10 protein-coding genes and 1 pseudogene are annotated in these 16,627 nt (G+C 75.3%); 9 read left to right on the plus strand and 2 right to left on the minus strand.

The features are described from left to right. The 3 genes and pseudogenes from ACWEJX_RS13460 to opcA form a co-directional block, all read left to right on the plus strand. Positions 1–356 (plus strand): annotated as a pseudogene (locus ACWEJX_RS13460) (hypothetical protein); the annotation flags it as partial. 4 nt (positions 357–360) lie between these two features. Next, positions 361–1,299, plus strand: a complete 939-nt coding sequence (locus ACWEJX_RS13465; protein WP_451607594.1) for an NADP-dependent oxidoreductase — start codon at positions 361–363, stop codon at positions 1,297–1,299. Positions 1,300–1,498: 199 nt separating this feature from the next. Next, entirely contained in the window at positions 1,499–2,410 is a 912-nt protein-coding gene (opcA, locus tag ACWEJX_RS13470) for a glucose-6-phosphate dehydrogenase assembly protein OpcA (protein ID WP_451607595.1), read from the plus strand. A gap of 80 nt (positions 2,411–2,490) precedes the next feature. Here the strand turns inward: opcA and ACWEJX_RS13475 are convergent, their stop codons facing one another. Together ACWEJX_RS13475 and ACWEJX_RS13480 are read right to left on the minus strand one after the other, a co-directional pair. Next, a complete protein-coding gene (locus ACWEJX_RS13475) occupies positions 2,491–3,279 on the minus strand; it encodes a class I SAM-dependent methyltransferase (RefSeq protein ID WP_451607596.1) in 789 nt (262 codons plus the stop codon). An 89-nt stretch (positions 3,280–3,368) separates the two neighbouring features. Further along, on the minus strand, positions 3,369–4,610 hold the full coding sequence (locus tag ACWEJX_RS13480; protein WP_451607597.1) for a cytochrome P450 family protein: 1,242 nt from the start codon (positions 4,608–4,610) through the stop codon (positions 3,369–3,371). Between the two features lie 204 nt (positions 4,611–4,814). Between ACWEJX_RS13480 and ACWEJX_RS13485 the strand changes: the two genes are divergently transcribed. From ACWEJX_RS13485 to ACWEJX_RS13510, 6 genes are all read left to right on the plus strand, one after another. After that, positions 4,815–6,017, plus strand: coding sequence for a cytochrome P450 (locus tag ACWEJX_RS13485; protein ID WP_451607598.1), 1,203 nt, complete (start codon positions 4,815–4,817; stop codon positions 6,015–6,017). 320 nt (positions 6,018–6,337) lie between these two features. Next, positions 6,338–7,654, plus strand: coding sequence for a nucleotide disphospho-sugar-binding domain-containing protein (locus ACWEJX_RS13490; RefSeq protein ID WP_451607599.1), 1,317 nt, complete (start codon positions 6,338–6,340; stop codon positions 7,652–7,654). Between the two features lie 146 nt (positions 7,655–7,800). Beyond that, positions 7,801–8,766 carry an alpha/beta hydrolase gene (locus ACWEJX_RS13495; RefSeq protein WP_451607600.1) on the plus strand — a complete coding sequence of 322 codons (966 nt, stop codon included), beginning with the start codon at positions 7,801–7,803 and terminating at the stop codon, positions 8,764–8,766. Then, positions 8,763–10,955 carry a vWA-MoxR associated conflict system protein gene (locus ACWEJX_RS13500; protein WP_451607601.1) on the plus strand — a complete coding sequence of 731 codons (2,193 nt, stop codon included), beginning with the start codon at positions 8,763–8,765 and terminating at the stop codon, positions 10,953–10,955. Before ACWEJX_RS13495 ends, ACWEJX_RS13500 begins: the two co-directional genes overlap by 4 nt. Further along, positions 10,952–11,908, plus strand: coding sequence for an AAA family ATPase (locus ACWEJX_RS13505; RefSeq protein WP_451607602.1), 957 nt, complete (start codon positions 10,952–10,954; stop codon positions 11,906–11,908). Before ACWEJX_RS13500 ends, ACWEJX_RS13505 begins: the two co-directional genes overlap by 4 nt. Further along, entirely contained in the window at positions 11,901–16,616 is a 4,716-nt protein-coding gene (locus ACWEJX_RS13510) for a NaeI family type II restriction endonuclease (RefSeq protein WP_451607603.1), read from the plus strand. Before ACWEJX_RS13505 ends, ACWEJX_RS13510 begins: the two co-directional genes overlap by 8 nt. Positions 16,617–16,627 lie beyond the last annotated feature (11 nt).

A 16,627-nucleotide genomic window follows, 5' to 3' on the forward strand; every position in this document is an offset into this window, starting at 1 on the left:
CCGGCGCCGCCGCCGCGGGCGCCATGGCGGGCGCGGTCGCCGTGCACGCCCCGTCCGGCTTCTTCGCCATGGAGGGCGGCTTCGAGTACCCCGCCTTCCTCGGCTTCACCGCCGCCGCCATCGGCATCGCCGGCGCCGGCCGCCTCTCCCTCGACCACGCCACCGGCCACGTCCTCGACCGGCCCTGGGTGGTCGCCACCGCCTTCATCGGCACGGCGCTCGCCGTCGCGGCGGTCGTCGGGCGCCGGGCGGAGGCCATCGCCACGCCCGAGCCCGCGCCGTCCGCCGACGCCGCCCGGTCCGCCCCCGAGGAGCCGGAGCCCGAGCACACCAGCGGCCGCGAGACGGAGGACTGACGCCATGCGGGCGATGGCCATGCCTCAGTACGGCGGCCCCGAGGCCCTCACCCTCATGGAGCTGCCCGACCCCAAGGTCGCCCCCGGCGAGGTCCTGGTCCGGGTCGAAGCCGCCGGCATCAACCCCGTCGACTGGAAGATGGCGGCCGGCGGGCTCGACCCCATCATGGTCGTGCACTTCCCGCTGGTCCCCGGCTGGGACATCGCCGGCGTCGTCGCCGGCAACGGCCTCGACTCGTCCGAATTCGCGCCCGGCGACGAGGTGTTCGGCTACATCCGCAAGGACAGCGCCGAGTTCGGCGGGTACGCGGAGCAGGTCGCCGTCCCCGTCCGGATGCTCGCCCGCAAGCCCCGCGCCCTGAGCTGGGCGCAGACCGCGGGCCTGCCGCTCGCCGGACTCACCGCCCTGCAGGCGGCCGACCGGGTCGGGGCCACCACCGGTGACACTGTGCTCGTGCACGCCGCCGCAGGCGGAGTCGGCTCCCTCGCCACCCAGATCCTCGTCGCCCGTGGCGCCCGGGTCATCGGCACCGCCGGCCCGGCCAACCACGACTTCCTGCGCGGCCTGGGAGCCGAGCCCGTCGCCTACGGACCGGGCCTCGCCGACCGCGTCCGCGCCCTCGCCCCCGACGGCGTCGACGCCGCCCTCGACTTCGTCGGCGGCGAGTCGGTCGACGTCTCCGTGGAGCTGCTGCGCTCCCCGGCCCGCCTCGCCTCCGTCGCCGACCACCGGGCCGCGGCCGTCGGCGGGCACTACGTATGGGTACGGCCCGACGCCCCCGGCCTGGTGACGCTCGCCGCCCTCGCCGACGAGGGCAAGCTCACCGTCTTCGTGGACAAGGTGCTGCCGCTGCGCGAGGCGGCCGAGGCATGGCGCCTGAACGCGGGCGGGCACACGCGAGGGAAGCTGGTGCTCGCGGTGGGCCCGGGCGGGGAGTCCTGAGCGGCGCAGCGGCAGTTGGATCCAGAATGCAGGATCCGATATTCCGGATCACACCTCCCGGATCCGATGTCCTGGATCCGGGATCCCGGACATCGGATCCAACGCATTGGATCCTGAATACTGGCGCGGGAAGATCCGGAGCCGATCCGGCGCTAGGACCAGTGCGGGCACGCCACGAGGAAAGGGACCGGTACCGGTCATGAAGATCGATCTGACGGACACCAGCTCCAGCAAGATCAACAAGGCGATCCTGGAGGCCCGCCGAGCCGTCGGCACCCCCGCCGTCGGCATGGTCCTCACCCTCGTCATCGTCACCGACGAGGAGAACGCCTACGACTCCGTGAAGGCGGCCAACGAGGCGTCCCGCGAGCACCCCTCCCGCACCCTCGTCGTCATCAAGCGGCACGCCCGCGCCCCGCGCGAGCGCAACATCACCCGGCTCGACGCCGAGGTCCGCGTCGGCACGGACGCGGGTGCCGGCGAGACCGTGCTGCTCCGCCTGCACGGCGACGTGAACGACCGCGCCGACTCCGTCGTGCTGCCGCTGCTGCTGCCGGACGCGCCCGTGGTCGTCTGGTGGCCGGTCGACGCCCCCGAGGTGCCGGCCCAGGACCCGCTCGGCTCGCTCGCCCAGCGCCGTATCACCGACGCGTACGCCGTCGCCGACCCGATCGGCGCCCTCGCCGAGCGGGCCGCCTCCTACGCGCCCGGTGACACCGACCTCGCCTGGACGCGGCTCACCCCGTGGCGCTCGCTGCTCGCCGCCGCCCTCGACCAGGCCCGTGCGACGGTGACGTCGGCCGCCGTCGAGAGCGAGGCGGAGAACCCCAGCGCCGAGCTGCTCGCCCGCTGGTTCGGCGAGCGGCTGAACGTGCCCGTGGAGCGGGTCACGACGGACGGCCCCGTGGTCACCGCCGTCCGCATGGGCACGCCGGACGGCGAGATCGTCATCGACCGCCCGGAGGGTCCGGTCGCCCACCTCGCCATCCCGGGCCAGCCGAGCCGCGTGATGGCCCTCAAGGTGCGCACGACGGCCGAGCTGATCGCCGAGGAACTCCGCCGCCTCGACCCGGACGAGGCGTACGCGGCGGCGCTGAAGTTCGGCCAGTAGAGCGGACGTGACGGCCCCGGGAGCCTGCGCGCCCGGGGCCGTCCCGTACGAACAGCCGGCGCGGCGGTCACGGCGGGCCCTCAGGCCGTGCGGCCCGCCCGGCGGAAGAGCATCACGAAGTCCGCCATCTCGCGCACCCGGGGGAGCTCCGGGTCCGGCAGGGCGCGCAGCCGGGCGCACGCCTCCGCGACGAGGGGCAGGTCCTCCTCGCGCACCTGCCACGCGCCGGTGAAGAGCCTTCCGCCCTCGATGGAGCGGGCCATCGCCTCCGGGGAGACGCGGAAGACGGTGGGCCGCTCGCTCGCGGTGCCCTCGTAGCGCAGGCCGCGCGCGCCGGCGACGAGTGCGAGGTGCTCGGGGTCGTCGCGGCGGGTGCCGTCGGGATCGAGCCGGTCCTCCAGGTCGCTCACGATCCGGCCGATGTCGTCTCCGGGCCGCATGCCACGGGCCGGGACGACCAGATAGCGGCCGCCGGGCCGCAGCACCCGTGCCACCTCCGTGAAGACGGCGCGCGGGTCGGGTCCGGCGTGCAGCAGCCAGGTGGACACGGCCTGGCCGACCGAGGCGGTACGGACGGGGAGCCGGGTCGCGTCACCGACCGCCACCCGCGCGCCGAGCCGTTCGCGGGCGTGGGCCAGCATCCCGGGGGACAGGTCGACGCCGCACACCCGGTGGCCGCGGGCGGTCAGTTCGGCCGCCACGATGCCGGTGCCGACGCCGATGTCGAGCACCGGCTCGGCCGGGTCGAGCAGCGGCGCCAGCTGTTCCGCGAAGACCGCCGCCCGCGCGGTGCCGCCGCGCGAGGCGTCGTACGTGGGGGCGATGGCGTCGAACGCCGCGGTATGGGTGCCACTCGGGCCTCGCGCCACGCCGGCGTCCGTCGCGTCCCCGCCGGGCCCGTACCCGCCTGCCGCGGGCTCCGCGCTCGCGCCCCGCGCCCCGCTCACGCGCGCCCGGCTCACGCGCGCCCGCTCACGGGCACCGGAGTGAAGCTGACCGGCAGCGTCGCCATCCCGCGCAGGATGCCCTCGCGGCGCGTCAGGTCCTCGTCCGGGTCGGTGAGCCGCAGGTCGGGGAAGCGGCGCAGCAGCGTGCCGAACGCGATCCGGGCCTCCGCGCGGGCCAGCGGCGCGCCGAGGCAGAAGTGCATGCCGTGGCCGAAGGCGAGCTGCTGCGGCATCTCGCGGCGGGCCACGTCGAGCAGGTCGGGGCGGTCGAAGCGGTGCGGATCGCGGTTGGCGGCCGCGAGCCCGATGATGATCATCTCGCCGGCCGGGATGGTGACGCCGCCGATCTCGTACGGGTCCACGGTGAAGCGGGCGACGCCACGGCTGACCGGCCCCTCGTACCGCAGCAGCTCCTCGATCGCGTTCGGCAGCAGCGACGGGTCGTCGCGCAGGGCCGCGAACTGGTCGGGGTGGCGCAGCAGGGCGTGCACGCCGTTGGCTATCAGGCTCGCCGTGGTCTCGTGCCCGGCGAGGGTCAGCAGGATGGCCATTGCGGTCAGTTCGCGGTCGCTGATCCGCTCCTCGGCCTGCGCCGCGCACAGCGCGCTCAGCAGGTCGTCACGCGGCTCCTTCTTCCGCAGCGCGATCAACGGCTCGTAGAACTCGGTGAGTTCCGCGCGGGCCCGGGCGCCCTTGGCCAGCCGCTCCGGAGTGTTGGGCGGCATGATGAGGCCGACCGCGAGCTTGGCGAAATCGGGCTGCCCCTCGGCCGGGATGCCGATGAGCTCGCTGAGCACGGCCATCGGCAGCGGCAGGGCGAACTCGGCGACCAGGTCGGCCGTTCCGCGCTCGGCGATAGCGTCGAGGAAGGCGTCCGTGTGCGCCTGGATCCGCGGCGCGAGCGCCTCGATCCGGCGCGCCGTGAACGCCTTCGAGACGAGGTTGCGCAGGCGCGTGTGGTCCGAGCCGTCGGCCACCAGCATGCTCGCCATCAGGACGTTGGTGCGTTCCTGGTGGGCCATCTCCTCGGCGAGCCCGTTGACCCCCGCCGGGCTGCTGCTCAGCCGCGGATCGGTGAGCGCGGCCACCGCCTCGTCGTAGCCGGTGACCATCCAGACTTCAAGGGTGGGATTCAGCCGAACCCGCTGCACCACCCCGTGTTCCCGGATCCGCTCGAACAACGGGTACGGATCGGGCTGTTGAGCGACGTTCAGCGGCACGTCATGGACGATGGTCTGGCCTTGCTCCGACATCCGCTACTCCCCGTGAGGATCGGAAAGATCTGAGGCAGGTAGTCATACCAGCCACGGAAGTTGCGTGGTAGCGTCACCGGCCATCAGCACGGAGAATTGCCCGTGGAGCGGCACCGCCTACCGGCGAAACGTTTGCTCTGCACTGCTCGACCGCAAGCATTTACGGCCTTCACCAGGGTCTTTCTGCGCAGGGGGAGAGGTTTCGTGGCACAGCTCGAACAGGCGGCTACCGCCGATCCGATCCTGCGGCTCGCCCTCCCCGAACACCTCCCGAACCCGTATCCGGCATATGCCGAGTTGCGCGAAACCGCCCCTGTCCTCTGGCACGAACCGCTCGGCTCCTGGGTCCTCACCCGGCACGCCGACTGCCTCGCCGTCCTCACCGACTCCGCCCGCTTCGCCTCCGACTGGCGCCGGGCCGGTGAGGACATCCCCGCCCCGCTGCTGAGCGTCCAGACCCTCGACCCGCCCGAGCACACCGCCATCCGGCACCTGCTGCTCGACGGCTTCCGCGCCCAGGACCGGCACGCCCTGCACGAGCGGCTCGACCGGCACATCAAGGAAACCCTCGCCGAGCTGGCCGAACGGCCCTCCTTCGACCTCGTCGGCGAGCTCGCCGAACCGCTCGCGCTGCGCTTCGTCACCGACTTCCTCGGCGTGCCGGCCCCCGACCTCGACTGGTTCGTGCCCATGTCCCGCACCGTCGTCGACGGCATGGACGCCGGCCTCTGGCCGGAGAAGCACGAACCGGCCGTCGCCGCACGCGCCGAACTCGCCGCGTACGCCGGCGGCTGGCTCGCCGACCCGCCGGAGCACGGCCTCATCGCGTACGTCGCCGCGCACGCCGACGACAGCGGCGTCGACCCGGCCGTCCTGCGCAACAGTCTGCGCGCGGTCCTGCACGCCGGCTACGAATCGGCCTCCCGTCTCCTCGGCAACGCCGCGGCGGCCCTGCTCACCACCCCGGGCGCCCCGGCCGCCTTCCGGGCCGCCGGCCCGGCCACCGCCGTCGACGAACTCGTCCGCTACGACGCGCCCGTGCAGGCCGACGCCCGGGTCTGCGTCACCGACACCGAACTCGGAGGCGTCACCATCAAGGCGGGCGACCCCGTGACCCTCCTCCTCGGCGCGGCCAACCACGACCCGCGCCGCTTCGCCCACCCCACCGAGCTGCGACTCGACCGCGCCCCGAACCCGCACCTCGGGTTCGGCCGCGGAGCCCACGCCTGCCTGGGCGCGTCCATGGCGATCCGGCTCGCCGGATCGGTCCTCGGGACCCTGGCCACGGACCACCCCGGCGCACGGGCGGTCGCGGAACCCGATCATCGGCGCAACCTCACCCTCCGCGGACTCGACCGCTTCGAGGTGACGCTGCGCCCCGCCACGGGGGAGGAGGTCAGGACATGAAGTACTGGCACTGAGTCCGAACGAGTCCACAAGACACGGCCTAGCCCTGTGCAGCCCACGCTCACCGGGAGAGGAGGTACGGACATGAAGTACTGGCACTGAACCTGAGCTCCGCGGTGCCCGCCCACGGCTCCGGCCGCCGGGCGGGCACCGCGCCGGTTCCGCCCCCGCGCTTGCCCGCAGCCCCCTGCCACATGGCCGACGCGCCGTCGCGCCCGAAAGCCGTCGGGATCCGTTTCCGCAGGTCGTACGCTTACCAGGCGCGTCACGACGGCGCCCGCGCAGCCGCGCGACAGTCGTTCACAGGGGGGAACTTCAGCATGTCCAGGATCCTTGTCGCCGCCACGCCCGTGTCGGGTCATCACGCGCCGCTGCTGCGGATAGCGAGCCATCTGTCGCGGGCCGGGCACGAGGTCGTGTTCCTCGGCGGCGCGCGGTTCGCGGAGGAAGTGCGGGCGGCGGGACCGGAGTTCCGGGCGCTGCCCGCGGAAGCGGACTACGACGACCGGGACTTCTCGGCCAGGTTTCCGGAGCGGGAGACGATTCCGGCCGGGCCCGCGCAGATCATGTGGGACGTCATGCATGTCTTCGGCGACCCGACGGCCGCGCAGTGCCGGGCGCTGAAGGACGTCCTCGCCGACTTCCCGGCCACCGCCGTGATCCACGACAACCTCTTCCTCGGCGGCCTCGCCCTCGCGCTCGCCGAGGAGAAGGGCCACCGGCCCACCGGCTTCAGCGTCGGGATCACGCCGCTGAGCGTGGAGAGCCGGGACACCGCGCCGCACGGTCTCGGGCTGCTCCCGCCCGCCGACGACGCCCAGCGGGAGCAGCACGCGGAGATCGCCGCCCGCATGGCCGAGATGCGCGAGCCGCTCGTGGACCATCTGCGGGCCTGCTTCGCCGCCGCCGGGGCCACGCTGCCGCAGGGGCCGCTCGGCCGGAACCTGATCGGGGCCGCGGACGTGTTCGTGCAGCTGACGGTGGAGGGGTTCGAGTACGCGCGCTCCGACATGCCCGCCAACGTGCGCTTCGTGGGCGCGATCCCGATCCCGGCCGCCGCCGGGCAGGAACAGCCCGCCTGGTGGCCGGAGCTGCTGCGGGCCCGCGAGGAGGGCCGGCGGATCGTCGTCACCACCCAGGGCACCCTCGCCAACACCGACCTGGCCCGCCTGGTCATCCCCACCGTCCGGGTCCTCGCCGACCGCCCCGACGTCCTCGTCGTGGCCGCCACCGGCCGCCCGGACGCCGCCGACCAGTTCGCCGCCGCGCTGCCCGCCGTCCCCGGCAACGCGATCGTGGCCGGATTCGTCCCCTTCTCCGCGCTGCTCCCGCTCGCCGACGTGCTGGTCACCAACGGCGGCTACGGCGGCACCCAGGCCGCCCTCGGCCACGGCGTGCCGCTCGTCCTCGGCGGCGACACGGAGGACAAGCCGGAGGTCGCCGCCCGCGTCGAGTGGACCGGCACCGGCGTCAACCTGCGCACCGCCGCCCCCTCCGACGAGGCCCTGCGCGCGGCCGTGGACACCGTCCTCGACTCGCCCTCGTACCGCGAACGCGCCACCGCGCTCGCCAAGGAGTACGCGGCCCACGACGCCCTCGCCACGATCGACGCCCTGGTGCGCGAGAGCGACCGCTGACCCGTCACATCCCGCCAAGCCGCCGGGCGGAGTTGGCCGAGACCCGACGGTCCTCCGCCCGCGGCTTGCTCCCGCGCCACCCCACCCGTAAGGATCACCGGGACCAACACCGGGACCACCGGGACCACCGCGTCGGAGGGGGAGCAGTGAAGCCTCGCCTGGTCTTCGTCCATGGCATCGGAGGTCCCCGCGACCCCGCCGCCGAGCTGGACGAATGGCTGCGCGCCGTCGCCACCGGCGCCGGGGCCGCCGGACACTCCGCGCACGTCTCGGCGCTCACCGGCGGCTGGGCGGCGGACGCCCGCTTCGCCTACTACGGCGACCTGTTCCGTACGGCGGGAGCCCAGGGCGGAGCCACCGGAACCCAGGACCACGAGGACGACGAACTCCTCGCCGCCCTCCTCATGGAGGCCGTCGACGAACGCCTCGCCGACCCCGGCCTCGAACTCCCGGCGGCCGAGGCGGCCGCCCTGCGCAACGCCCGCACCCGGCTCGCGCCGCCCTCCGGGGCGCAGGGCGCGGGCGCGCCCGCCCGGCGCGTCGTCAACGCCGTCACCAGCCTGCTCGCCGTCCCCGGCCTGCGCGCCACGGGCGGCTGGCTGAGCGCCCGGCTGACCGCCGGCATGCTCGGGCAGGTCGCCCGCTACCTCAACCGCGCCGAGTCCGACGGCGCCACCACCCTCGACCGGCGGATCCGCGCCCGGGTCGCCGACTGCCTCGACCCCGAGGGCCCCAACATCGTCGTCGCCCACTCCCTCGGCACCGTCGTCGCCCTGGAGACCCTGCACGAACACCCCGCCGACGTCGCCCTGTTCGTCACCCTCGGCTCGCCGCTCGGCATCCGCGGCGCCGTCCACCCCCGGGTCCGCCCGCACCCCCTCGCCACCCCCGCCACCGTCCGCCGCTGGCTCAACTTCTGGGACCGCGACGACCTCGTCGCCGCCCGCCCCGTCCTGGAGGAGTTCACCCGGCCCAACGCCGACGCCGTCGCGCCGCACAGTCGCCGCGTCGACTCCGACGGCGCCTGGGTGCACCCGGCCGCCACGTACCTGGCCCAGCCGGCCGTCGCCGGACCCCTCGTCGAGGCGCTCACCACCCTCGCGGAGCGATGAGCGAACGGCGCCATGTGCTCGTGATCGGGGCCCAGTGCCCCGAACTCGGCCTGCTCGACGCGCTCGAACCGGCCGCGCACGCCCTGCACGACACCCTCACCACCCCTTGGGCCGGCGCCTGCGAGAAGGACCCGGCGCACGGCGGCCGCACCCTCCTGTCCGGCGCCGGCCTCACCCGTACGGAGATCGAACACGCGGTACGGGAGGCGGGCCGGGCGGCCGCCGGGGCCGGTGCCGTGCTCGTGCTCGCCTTCCTCGGCCACGGCATGGCCGCCGGCACCCAGCTGTACTTCATGGCCGGCGACTCGCGCGCCGAGGACCCGCTGAGCGCGGTCAACGTCGGCGCCCTGCTCGGCGGACTGCTCGACACCACCGGCCTCGACGGCCTCGTCGCCCTCGTCGACACCTGCCACGCCGGCCACGCCACCCCCGACCTGTCCTCGCTCGCCGGCGGCATCCGCCGCGGCGACACCCGGCTCACCCTGCTCATGGGCGCCGCCGCCGACGAGGAGGCGTACGACCTCCGCTTCAGCACCACCCTGGTCAAGGTGCTGCACGCGGGCGTCGCCGAGGCCGGCGAGACCCTCACCGGCGCGTCCGTGGCCCGGGCCGTACGCGAGGACGGCGGCGCCGTCGGCCAGGCGATCCAGCACGTCGACTACGACGGCGCCCAGTTCGCCGCCGGCCCGCTCTGGCTCGCCCGCAACGCCCGGCACACCGTCGCCTGCGCCGGCTCCCCGCTCGGCCCCGTCGGCCGCGCCGCCCTCCGCCAGGCGCTCACCCCGCTGGGCGGGGACCCGGCGGCCGCCGACGGCCCCGCCCACCCCCGCGACCTGACCGCCCTGCGCGCCCGGCTCACGACCCTGCCCGCCCCCGAACGCCGATGGGCCCAAGGGGTCCTCGACGCCCTGCAAGACGCCGCCCGCACCCTCGCCCTGCTCACCGCCTGGCCCGGCGCCGACCTCACCAGCACCCTGCTGCGCCGCACCCTCGCCGCCACCGGCGCCGACCCGCTCACCCCGCTGCCCGGCTCCACCGGCACGGAACTCCTCCGCGACACCGTCGAGCACCTCCTGCTGCGCGCCCCGCTCGCCGGCGGCAGCCGCACCGCCCCCGCCGCCGGCTTCCTCGCCGGGCTCGCCCGCACCACCGGCGTCGACCCGCAGCACCCCGCCCTGCGTGCCTGGGCCAAGGACACCGGCGCCGTCATCGACCTCAACGACGCCTTCGCGCGGCTCGCCGAGCGCACCGAGGAGATGCGCCTGCGGCTCGTCGTCAGCCTGCACGCGGCCGTCGGCGACGAATGGCCCGAATCGCTCGCCGTCTGGCTCCTCGACGGCGGCACGGTCCGCCACCACGAGGAGTTCCCCTGCGCCACGCAGGACCGCGCCGGCACCGAACGGGCGCTCGTCGGCGTGCTCCGCTGGGCCACGCCGCTCGCCCGCGCCCTCGGCACGCCGCTGCGCCGGGTGGAGATCGCCGCGCCCGCCCCGCTGCTCGCCGACTGGAAGCCCGAGGAGACCGACTTCGGCATGCGCATCGGCACCCGCTACGACGTGGTGCTGCGCTGGAGCGACCGGATCCAGCCACCCGAGCACCTGTGGTGGATCAACGACCAGGCCCGAGACACCCTCAAGGCCATCGAGGACAGCGCCGACGGCGACCGCGTCGACTGGCTCGGCGAGGCCGACACCCGCCGGGTACCCGAACTGCGCGAGCGGCTCATGAGCGAACCACGCACCCGCGCCGTCGCCCTCGCCCACCGGCCCGCCCGGCTCGGCGACCTGATGGAGACGCTGCTCGCCTCCTCGCCGATCGTGCTGTGGCCGGACGACGCGCCGAGCGACGGGGCGCCGGACCGGGCGCCGGACGGGACGACGCACGCGATGACGCACGGGACGCCGGACGGGACGACGCGCGGGCCGGCCGGCGAAACGGCCGGGGACGCGGCCGAGGGGTCCGTGCCCGAACCCGTACGGCGGTCCGTCGACACCCACTGGCACCTGCTGCCCGCCGAGTTCTGCCGCGCCTACCGGCACAAGGGACGCTCCGCAAACGGGCTGCGTCATCTCGCCCGGCTCCGTACCGTCTGGGACGGAGCGGAGTGGCTGGACTTCTGCGCCTGGTTCGACAGCGAACACCCGGCCGGGCGGTACCCGGCCCACGACGAGGGGGAGTCACCCGCATGACCTGGCAGCCCTACTACGCCGGCCACGGCACCCCGCCCGCCCGGCCGGAGGAGCGCGTCGCACTGCCCCCGGCGCCGCCCTGGCGCGAGTTCCCGCGCCGCTCCCTGCACGAGCAGTTCGTGCCGCCGCGCGGCCTGGTCGAGGCCGTCAACGCCGCGCTCGCGCTGCGCCGTCCGCTGCTCGTCACCGGGCCGGCCGGCTCCGGCAAGTCCACCGTCATCGAGCAGGTCGCGGCCGAACTCGACCTCGGCACCGTGCTGCGCTGGCACATCACCTCCCGCAGCAGCCTCGCCGACGCCCTCTACCGCTACGACGCCCTCGGCCGCATCCACGCCCAGCGCCTCCAGGGCACCGACGGCGGTCCCTCCGCCCCCGACGACATCGCGCCCTTCCTGCGGATGGGCCCGCTCGGCACCGCCCTGCTGCCCACCGACCGGCCCCGCGCCCTGCTCGTCGACGAGATCGACAAGAGCGACCTCGACCTGCCCAGCGACCTCCTCGACGTCCTCGAACGCGGCGAGTTCGAGATCCCCGAACTCGCCCGCTACGGCACGGACGTCGTCGCCGTACGCGAATGGCAGGGCGACCGGCACCACGAGATCCGGCGCGGCCGGGTGCAGTGCACCGAGTTCCCGTTCATCGTCATGACCAGCAACGGCGAACGAGACTTCCCCGCCGCCTTCCTGCGCCGCTGCGTCCGCTTCACCATGCCGCTGCCCACCCCCGAGACCCTCCTCAGGATCGTCGAGGCCCACATGGGCGCGGGCACCGCCGCCACCCCGGCGGCCGACCGGCTCGTCACCGCCTTCCTGGAGCGCCTCGGCGCGGGCGAGAGCCTCGCCGTCGACCAGCTCCTCAACGCCGTCCACCTCCTGGCCGGCACCGACGCCCCCGACGAGGCCCGACGGCAGGCCGTCGAGGACCTCATCCTGCGCGAGCTCTCGCATGCCTGACCCACTGCCCCGGCTGCTCTCCGCCCTGCGCGCCGCCGTCCCCGAACTGGACGGCACCGCACTGGCGGAGGCGCTGTGGCTGGCCGCCCACCGGGCGGACGCACCGGACGAGGCGGTACGGGACGGAGCCCGGACCCGGTCCGCGGCGCAGCCGCCCCGGCCGGCCGACCGGGACCGGTCCCGCGAGCCGGAGACGCCGCCCGCCACCGACTCCCACAGCACCCCGGACCGCGCACCCGGCCCCGACGAAACCCGGCGTCCCGGCCCCGCCGCCCGCCCCCTCCACGAACGCCTCCCCGGCAGCGCCACTCCCGTCCGCGGCCGCGCTGTCGCAGCGCCCCACGCCGCCGGACTGCCCCGCGCCCTGGAACTCACCCGCGCCCTGCGCCCGTGGAAACGGCGCTGGCCACAGGGCCGGCACGGCGAACTCGACATCGACGCCACCGTCGACGGCTACGCCCGCAGCGGCGAACTGATCCCGGTGTTCAAGGCCGCGCCCGAGCGCTGGTTCGACCTCGTCCTCGTCGTCGACCGCTCGCCCGGCATGCGCGTCTGGGGCGAGACCGTCGCCGAGTTCACCACCGTCCTGGACCGGCTCGGCGCCTTCCGCACCCTCCAGGTCGCCGACCTCACCTTCGACGCACACGGCGCGCCCCGCGCCCCCGGCGCGCTGCGCTCCGCCGACGGGCGGCGCCTGGTCGTCGTGGTCTCCGACTGCATGGCCGACGCCTGGCGCCGCCCCGACGTCTGGCACCTGCTGCGCGCCTGGGCCGGCGCCCACCCCACCGCCGTACTCAACCCGCTGCCCACCAAGCTCTGGCGGCGCGGCGGCCTGAACCTCCCCACCACCCGCTTCACTCCGGCCGCCCCGGGCAGCCCGCGCAGCCGCGTGCCCGTGGAGCCGCCCGGCCTCCTCGGCCAGACCGAGCGGCCCGAGGAAGGGAACTGGCTGCCCGTCCCGGTCCTCTCCCTCACCCCGCACTCCCTCGGCCGCTGGTCCCGCACCCTCATGCGCGGCGACCCGGAGGGCTGCACCGCCGTCCTCGTCCCGCCCACCGGCCGCACCACCGCCGGCCCCGCCCGGCCGCCGACGGTCCCGCTCCCGGCCGCCGAACTCGCCCGCCGTTTTCTCCGTACCGCCTCCCCGCGCGCGGCCCGGCTCGCCGTGCTCTGCGCACCCTTCGACCGGTTCAGCCTGCGGCTGCTGCACCTGGTGCGGGAGAAACTGGTGCCGGAGGCACAGATCGCGGACGTCGCCGAGGTCGTCACCAGCGGAGTCTTCGAGGTCACGCAGGACCGCGGCGGAACGGTCGAACTGGCGCTGCCCGCCGGCGCCCGGGAGGTGCTGCGCGAGCACCTCCCCGCCCACGAGGTGTGGGCCCTGCACCAGGCCCTCGACCAGCACATCGCCGACCGCGGCACGAGCCGGACCCGGCTGCCCTCGGTCGCGTACGACACGAACGGTCCGCACGACCTGGCGGCGGAGCGGGAGGCGTTCGCGCGGGCGTCACGGCGCACGCTCGAACTGCTGGGGCTGGCGGAGCCGGAGCCTGCGGACTCCCCCGGGGAGGCAGCGGAGGAGCCGGGGCTGCCGCCGGCGCCGGAGCCCTTCGTGGGCCGTGCGCGGCTCGCGGACCCGCTGGTCGAGGGACTCCGCTCCGGTCGCGTACGGGCCGTCCAGGTCACCGCGGGGAACATCCCGGGCGCCGGGCGGACCGCCTTCGCGCTGCACGTCGCCCACCGGGTGCGCGAGCACTTCCCCGACGGCGTGTTCTTCGTGCCGCTCCGCGGCTCCACCCTCCGTCCGGTGCCGCCCGAGGCGGCCCTCGACCGGCTCCTGCACGACATGGGCGCCCCGAGGGAGGACTTCGCCGGCGGGACCGTGCGGCCGGAAGCACTGACGGAGATCCTGCGCCGGGCCCTGCGCGGGCGCCGCGTACTCCTCGTCATGGACGACGTGGGGACGGACGCGGGTGCCCTGGCCCTCGCGGCCGAGCCTCCGGAGGGCAGCGCCGTCATCGCCACGCTGCGGGACGAGGATGAGTTCCTGAAGCACCTGGTGATGGACCTGCCGCCCCTCTCCGGCCGGGACGCGGCCCGGCTCCTCGCCGCCTCCGGCGGGCCCCGGGCGGAGGCGGTGGAGCGCGGCCGCTGGTACCCGCTCACCCTGCGGATCCTGGGCGGCGCCCTCGCCTCGCCCGACCCCGTGATCTCCGCCAAGGCGGCCCGGATCGTCGCCGGGGCGGCGTCGGCCGATGCCCAGCACCCGTACTGGACGGTGCGGCACTGGCTCGACGAGCTGTCCGAGGGCCGCGCCACCACCCTCGTCCGGCTCGCGGAGGCGTCCGCCTCGGAGTTCACCCTGGAGGAGGCCGCGGCCGTCCTCGACCGGTCGCTGCCCGCCGCCGCCGCACGCCTCGACACCCTCGTACGCGACGGGCTCCTGGACCGGTCCGGAGCCGGCCGGTACACGTTCCCGGTCGCAGTCCACGACGAGGTGCGAACCACCTCGGGCTTCGACGCACGGCGGGAGGTCGCCCGAGCGCGGATCAGCCGCTTCCACAGCGCCGCCGCCGCGGCCCTCCACGAGGACCGGCACCCCCGCAGCACCCTGCCCGCGTCCCTCCACATCGTCCCCGAGCCGGCGCCCTGCCCCGAGGTGTGGGTGCGCAACGCGCTGGAGTTCCCGCGCGTGACCGCGGACACGCTGCTGCTGCTCACGGACGTGGCCGTGGAACCCCTGTACCGGCCGGCCTTCGAGGAGGCCACACGGCGCTGGACCGGGATCAGCGCGGCGTACGTCGGTCATGCCCGGGGGCGGGCCGCACTCGCCCAGGCGCGGGTCGACCATGCCCTGGGGCGGTCCTACGAGGCCATGGAGACCCTGCACCGCGTCGGCCATGACCGCCTGGAGGCGGACCGGGCGACCTACGGCTTCACCGCCCTGCTGCTCGCCGGGATCACGCTCACCCTCCAGGCGGAGGAGGGCAGACGGGAGGCGGCCGACCGGGCCTGGGAAGCGCTGCGGTATCTCGGCGCCGACGACTCCGACGAGACCGGTCAGGCCCTGCTGATCCTCGAACGCACCCTGGCCGGACTCGGCAGCGACCAGGAACTCTGCTCCGCGCAAACGCAGTTGAGTGACCACTACCGACGCCGTGGGCTGCGCGCGGAGGAGGGCAGGGTGTCCGTCCGGGCCGCCGCCACCCTGTTCCGGTCCGGCCGCGGCGACGAGGCCGAGCCCTTCCTGCGCCGAGCGCTCGAGCTGCTCGACCCCGTGACGGACGCGGAATACCGGCAGGAGGCCGAGCGGCTGCTGCGGACCCCCACCGATCCCACCAGGACCGTCATCGCGCTGCGGGGCACGAGTACCCCAACCCGGCTCGCCTCGGAGGCGGTGGCCGTGCTCGCGGAACCGGACTCCGTGGGGCGGCACCGCTTCGTGGCGCACGTGCTGGAGGACTGCGCGCTCCTCCTCGTCGACGGCGACGTCCCACCCGCCCCGCTCCTCCGGGAACTGGTCGACCGGCTCCCCGCCGTGCGGATGGCGGTCCACCGCGGGCCCGTCGTGGGTCCGCCGGTCGCCGACGCCGCCGCCGAGTACACGCGGACCATGCTGCGGTTCGAGGACTTCGTCCGGCTGTCGCGCAACTACCCCGACGACACCACCCTCTGCGTCTCCCCGGAGGCGTACGACACGCTGTCCCACGAGACGACGGACGCCGCGCTCGCCCTCCGTCTCACGCCGCGGGAAGTGCGCACCGAGGCGGGCACGATGGTGTGCGTGATCCTCACGCCACAGGTGGACCTCAGTGCCTGGGACAGCGAACTCATGGACCTCGCCCGGGTGTTCAACGAGCTGGATCCGCGGGGGGAGATCCTCGCCCGGACGCTTCGCGACGCCGTCGACACGGCGCTGGCCAAGCTCGGCACGGGCCGATTCGATCCGGCTGACCTGAGCATCCTGCAAGTGGCCCGCATCTCGACGGATCTGGTGCGGCGGCTCGCCGAGTGCGGCTTCCCCCTCGGGCGCCACGCGAGCGGCCCGCTGACCTGGGACCGTCCCGGCAGCGCCGTTCCCCTGCGCGTCGAGGTGGTGCTGAGCGGCCCCGACCGGGAGTTCGGCGGGCTCCTCCCGAGCCCCCTGATGCGTCTGCTCCTCTACGTGGACGAGGTCTCCGCCCGCTGGTCGGCGGGGCTGGTACGGGGCGGGCCGTCGCGCGTCGCGTTCGAACGCGTCCTCTGGCTCCACCGCGACGCGCCCCTCCCCGAGAACATCCTCCTCGGCCTCGCCCCCGACGTGCGGGCGGCCGTCCTCGCCGAACCCGACGACGTGACCCGCGTCGCCGAATTCTTCCGCCGCGTCCGCCTGCGCACCGTGCCCGCCACCGCTCTGCGCCCGCTGATCGACCAGCGCGAGTGGGAGCGGGCCCGCGAGCGCGTCGTCCGCCTCGCCGGCGCCGCCCTGCGCGCCGAGGGCCTGCTCCTCCTCGCGGGCAACCCGCGCGGCCGCGCCATGGCCGAGGCCCTCCGCCTCCCCGTCCCGGCGGGCGACGCCTACCTCTGCGTCCCCCTCACCCGCCGCACGGCCGGACCCGGCTCCGGCCCGTCGGTCACGGTCGCCGGCACCGCGTGGGTCGCCGCGGCCCCCGGAGACGAACTCGACGCGCTGCCCACGGGGTTCCCCGGCGTGCGCACCGGACGGTAGCCGCCACGGCT

It is taken from the genome of Streptomyces sp. NPDC004788 (assembly GCF_053601115.1).